Raw genomic sequence first — 5,284 nt, forward strand, 5'->3', positions numbered from 1 at the left:
AAATCACGCCGGAGCAGGCACACAGGAACGCCTTACAGCTTGCAGAGAATACGCCGGCATGGAAAGGGTTTGAGGTGCTTGTGGCTACCCATAAGGACAAAGACCATATCCATACGCACTTTATCGTCAATTCCGTCAATTTTGAGGACGGGCACAAGCTCCAGTGGAGCAGTGCCGACCTTCGGGAGCTGAAGGAGCGGTGCAACGCACAGAGCCAAGAGCAGGGGCTGCACGTCCCGGAAAAGGGAAAGACCTTTGAAGGAGCGGAACGAGAGGAAACAGTGGCATGGAGTAAAGACACCTACCAGCTTTTGAAACAGGCAGAGCAGGGAAAGGTCAAAAGCTATGTGCAGGACATTGCCCTGGCAGTCCTGGACTGTAAGGAAATAGCGACCAGCCGGGAAACCTTTATCCGGCTGATGAATGAAAGAGGGTACGGAGTGGACTGGCAGGACAGCCACAAGTACATCACATATACTGACTTAGCCAGGGAACAGGCAGGAGAAAAGGCTTGCAAAATTCGTAATAATAAGCTGGAAAAATACTATAACATGGGTTTTGGAAAGGAGGAACTGGAGCATGAGTTTGAGAGAAATGCACGAACAGCAGAAGTCAGAGCAGGCAAGTCCGAGAGAACAGCTCCAAGAACTGAACCGACAGAGCCGGACAGAGCTGGAGAACAGCCTGCTGAAGGAAGCCTTAGCTTTGTCGAGCGAGAGCTGCGAGGAATTGATGAAGCAGTCAAATCAAGGACAAGCAAGGGCAGAGCAGAACAGGCAGAGAGACGCCGAACTGAGCAGGCAGCTCATCAGCGAGCTGAAGAAGAACGTAGAGCAGTTAGAGAACGGCAACGAACTGCTTCAGAACGCCATATCAGCCGAAATTGGGAGCCTGAGAGATGAGGTTAGAGAAAGTACCGTCCAAGAGGTTAGAAAGGCATTACAGGCGAATATAGAGGCTGTACAAAGGGCAACAAAAGCCCTTGAGAAGCAGTCTGATACACTTACAAGCGTAATGAAGCAGAAAGTCCGGGAACTGGAGGAAAGCAAAAACAGCTTTTTTAGGTATGAGGGTTTGAAGCTGTACCTGTTTTGGGGCGGTATGGTCTGCAATATCTTAGTGTTTCTTATGCTGTTGTATGGTATGATTGGTAAGTAAAAAGAAAACGACAAATCGGAATTTTAAAAAGGAGTGTGATGACCATGATTTTTGATTTTGAGCCTTGGCAATTAGATATTGATATTGACTTAACTAAACAATTATATAGAAGTTGTAAAGGAGACTTTGTATGGGTAGAAAAGAAATAACAACAAAAGAAGATTTAATGAAAGTAATAGAATTATTCGAAAATACTGGAATTACATACTGGTTGGATGGCGGATGGGGTGTAGATATTTTAGCTGGTAAACAAACAAGAATTCATAGAGATATAGATATAAATTTTGATGCTCAACATACGGAAAAATTGTTAAATGTGCTTTTGAATCTGGGCTATAAAATTGATACAGACTGGAAACCGGTTAGAATAGAGTTATATAGTGATGAACTTGGTTACTTAGACATTCACCCGTTCGTTTTAAATGAGGACGGAACTTCAAAACAAGCTGATTTAGAGGGTGGATGGTATGAGTTTGAAAAAGATTACTTTGGTAGTGTTTTTTTTGAAGGCAAAACAATTCCTTGTATATCTTTAAAAGGCCAAAAAGTTTTCCATTCAGGTTATGAATTAAGAGATAAAGATAAGCATGATATTTCAATTCTTGAAAGTTTATCAAAATAACATTGCTGTAATTTCTAAGATAAATTTCAGTTTGTCGGTACGAAGAAAAAGGTAAAATACTTCATTGATAAGATTAGCGGTCAAGGCGAGAGGGAGTGAGGTGTAGATATTGACCCCAAAAAGGCACTCCCTTATACTTGACGGAAAAAGGGAAAAAAAACTCATTGATAAGATTAGCGGTCATGGCGAGAGGGAGTGAGGTGTAGATATTGACACCAAAAAGGCACTCCCTTATACTTGACGGAAAAAGGTAAAAAAAACTCATTGATAAGATTAGCGGTCAAGGCGAGAGGGAGTGAGGTGTAAAAAGACTATGGCAAAATACACCAAAAGGAGAGATAAAAGAGGGTATGAGTGGAAGTCTGCTTATCGGGAGAAAGAAGCCCTTATGCTGGAGAGGGGATACCTGGAAGTAAGTCCTCATGATTTCTATCGGGAGTTGTTTCCGGCTGGCAGTCTCCAGCAAGAGCCGGAGGACGGAAAAGGCAATATTATAGCGACACAGATTAGACCGTCCGGTAGGGGAAGAACCCGGCAGTGGGTAATTGATGATAGTCTGAAAATGCTGGATAAGGTCATAGGGGATAGGTTTGGGCTGATACCGCCTATTAGTTTTTACGGAAAGTCACACACGAAAGAGAACGCTCATGAGCTGTTTGCGGTGGTGGTGGATGTGGACTATGTAGGCAAACAGCAGTTAAAGAACCTGTTAAAGCAGTTTGGGAATGGTGTGCAGCTTCGTCCGACTTATCTTGTCAGCTCCGGCAAGGGGGTACATCTTTACTATTTCTTGCAGGAGCAGGTTCAGTTGTATCGAAACAGGGAAGAAGTGCTTGCGGAGCTAAAAGAAGCTCTTATCCGGCGGCTATGGAATGATACTAGCTCTATCCGTCCGGACAGCCCGGATATAACCGGTATTTATCAAGGTTTCCGGTGTGTGGGGAGTCAGTCGAAGCTGGGTGCAGATTTCCCAGTAAAAGCCTATAAGCTGTCAGAGAACCGTTACACACTGGAGGATATAAAAGCCAGCATACCGAGCTGTAAGGTAGACCTTGCTCCGTTGTATGAGAAGCCGAGAAGAAAAAGTACCGTTACGCTGGAAGAAGCAAAGGAGCTGTACCCGGAATGGTATGAGAAGCGGATCGTGCAGGGAGAGCCGAAGCAGAAAAGTAAGAAGCAGGGCGGTACGTGGGTATGTAATGAAGCTTTATATGAATGGTGGAAACGGAAAATAACCGAGGAAGTGAAAGCTGGAGGGCGTTACTTTTCCATTATGGCGTTATGCTCTTATGGCTTGAAGTGTGGCATATCCGAGCAGAAGATACGGAGAGACGCCTATGCGTTCCTGGACCATTTAGAGAGTCTTACCGAGGACGAGGACAACCATTTCAGCCGGGCAGATGTGAAAGACGCTCTCCGGGCATTGAAAGGGGACAGAAAAAGGCTGTCAACGATAGCAAGCCGGGAATGGATAGAGGATAACACAAAGGTTACGATACCAGCCAATAAGCGGAATTACAGAAAGCAAAAAGACCATGTAAAGGTTATGAATACTATGAAAGCTTTAAAAAAGCAGTTAGGAGAAGAAGTAAAAGAGGGTAGACCAAAAGGGAGTGGAACAGCGGAGCAGACAGTCAGAGAATGGCAGGAGAGCCACCCGGCAGGAAAGAAAGCAGACTGCATACGGGAGACAGGATTGAGCAAGCCCACCGTTTACAAGTGGTGGAAGTAGGGCATACTTGAAATGGCTATCTGAATATGCTATAATGGCGATAGCTAAAAAGGATATAGTACCACGAGTACACAAAGCGAAAGCCCCAGAGTTGCAGCTCTGGGGCTTTCATTTAGGTTAGTTGTCACTGTCGTCTCCGTCTAACCATTTGCAGATGTAGTAGCTGGCTACGCCTGCCATAACGGAAACCAAAAAGGATATAATAATTTCCACGAGTACACCCCCTTTCTGTTGCCAGATTGGGTGCGACAACGCTGGATATTATACCACAGAGGCAGAAATGCCACAATAAGCCATTTTCCCTTGTTTATCATCAGAGCCATAAGGAAAAGAGTGTCAAGGGCGGTCGAAAGACCGCAGAGTTTACCCTTGACGCTCTTTTTTGTTGGCTATCATGCCGGAGGGGAAAACGGCTGTCCGTCCGTTCCGTTACTTCCCCCTGTGCTTCATTGTCCGTTCCGGCGGAAGAAAGTAAAGGGTAGTCTGCGACCATTTTTTATCTGCAGTACTCGCTGATCGGCAAGCCGAAGCTCATACTGCAGATAAAAAACAAGCCCTTGACTGTCTCCCTCCTACACTCCCAAAGTCGCCCAAGAGGAAGTAAGCTCCACTATATTCTTGGCAGAATATACGCACGAATATATCCGCTTGACAAAAGTGCTACCACCATACTATAATATGTGTAGCGTATATATTGCAAGTTCCCTAAAGTGTTACCACTTTAGAACTTGTGAGGGTGGCAAGCCCCCCTTCAATCCCCCTTAAATCAGAGCCGGAAGGCTCGTCATGCGGTGGTGTTACCATCGGGAAAGTGAGGTCATCATGGACAAGAAGTATATCGAAAATCAGTATCATCTGGCAGTGCTGGATTTTCAGACAGCCCGTAGTGAAGAAGCACAGTGGGAGGCAAGAAAGACCATGGCAAGGCTGGAGCAGATAGCCGCACAGGAATATGGTTTTGAATACGCAGATGATTTGCACGAAAGAGAATTAGGGGGGAAAAGGGTATGAAAGTAGGAGCGTTTCAGATTGGCAGATACCACGCCATTATCAAAAAGAGCTATGCCGACGGAAGTGCCGACTATGAAACGTCTTTTTCAGACGAAGCAGACCTCATGGAAAGCGTGTACTGTATTAAGTTATGTGTCGGGAAAATGGTAGGACTTGCAACGGACACCCCGAAAGTCCTTGCCGATGTGCAGGTTATCCGGGGAAAAGAGAACATTGTCCGGGAACTGGAGGGAAAGCAGCCATGAACAAGACAAGACCGAAACAGCTATCTTTCCGGGTAAACGAGGAAGAATACCAGCAGTTGCAGGAGAAGGTTTTCCAGAGCGGGAAGAACCAGCAGGAGTATATCCTTTCCTGTGTGCTGGAGAAGCAGATCGTGAATACGGACGGTATCAAAGAACTTATCCCGGAGCTGAAGCGGATCGGGAACAACCTCAACCAGATAGCAAAGAGGTGTAATGAGGGCGGAGTGCTGCCAAGTGAAGCCGAGGTGCGGGAACAAGGGGAGGAGCTGAAGCAAGTATGGCAGTTATTAAGGCGGTATCTTCAAAGGCAGGCATAGGACAGGCGATTGATTATGTGACGAAAGAAGAAAAGACAGAGGAGAAGCTTGTCAGCGGTTTGCATTGTGAAGCAGAGACAGCAAAGGAGGAAATGCAGGCTACCAAGGAACTATGGGAGAAAACCGGGGGAAGGACATACAAGCATTTTGTCCAGAGCTACCATAAGGACGAGAAAATCACGCCGGAGCAGGCACACAG

7 protein-coding genes are annotated in these 5,284 nt (G+C 45.8%); all 7 read left to right on the plus strand.

Translation table 11 applies throughout. The features are described 5' to 3' along the window. Nucleotides 1-902 (plus strand): relaxase/mobilization nuclease domain-containing protein (locus tag DW251_RS17625; RefSeq protein ID WP_118301897.1); only part of this gene is annotated, 902 nt, incomplete at its 5' end. A gap of 386 nt (nucleotides 903-1,288) precedes the next feature. Beyond that, on the plus strand, nucleotides 1,289-1,780 hold the full coding sequence (locus DW251_RS17635; protein ID WP_009263190.1) for a hypothetical protein: 492 nt from the start codon (nucleotides 1,289-1,291) through the stop codon (nucleotides 1,778-1,780). Between the two features lie 313 nt (nucleotides 1,781-2,093). Further along, a complete protein-coding gene (locus DW251_RS17640; protein WP_117699306.1) occupies nucleotides 2,094-3,512 on the plus strand; it encodes a repa in 1,419 nt (472 codons plus the stop codon). A gap of 822 nt (nucleotides 3,513-4,334) precedes the next feature. Next, entirely contained in the window at nucleotides 4,335-4,523 is a 189-nt protein-coding gene (locus tag DW251_RS17650) for a hypothetical protein (RefSeq protein ID WP_147326067.1), read from the plus strand. Beyond that, nucleotides 4,520-4,768: a hypothetical protein gene (locus tag DW251_RS17655; protein WP_117511033.1), complete on the plus strand. Its 249-nt coding sequence runs from the start codon at nucleotides 4,520-4,522 to the stop codon at nucleotides 4,766-4,768. Before DW251_RS17650 ends, DW251_RS17655 begins: the two co-directional genes overlap by 4 nt. Continuing rightward, a complete protein-coding gene (locus DW251_RS17660; protein ID WP_117511031.1) occupies nucleotides 4,765-5,085 on the plus strand; it encodes a MobC family plasmid mobilization relaxosome protein in 321 nt (106 codons plus the stop codon). Before DW251_RS17655 ends, DW251_RS17660 begins: the two co-directional genes overlap by 4 nt. Continuing rightward, nucleotides 5,046-5,284, plus strand: a 239-nt coding sequence (locus tag DW251_RS17665; RefSeq protein ID WP_147523075.1) for a relaxase/mobilization nuclease domain-containing protein, incomplete at its 3' end; no start/stop codon positions are given. The genes DW251_RS17660 and DW251_RS17665, both read left to right, overlap by 40 nt.

The organism is Clostridium sp. AM22-11AC, from assembly GCF_003473545.1.
Classification (GTDB): Bacteria; Bacillota; Clostridia; order Lachnospirales; family Lachnospiraceae; genus Enterocloster.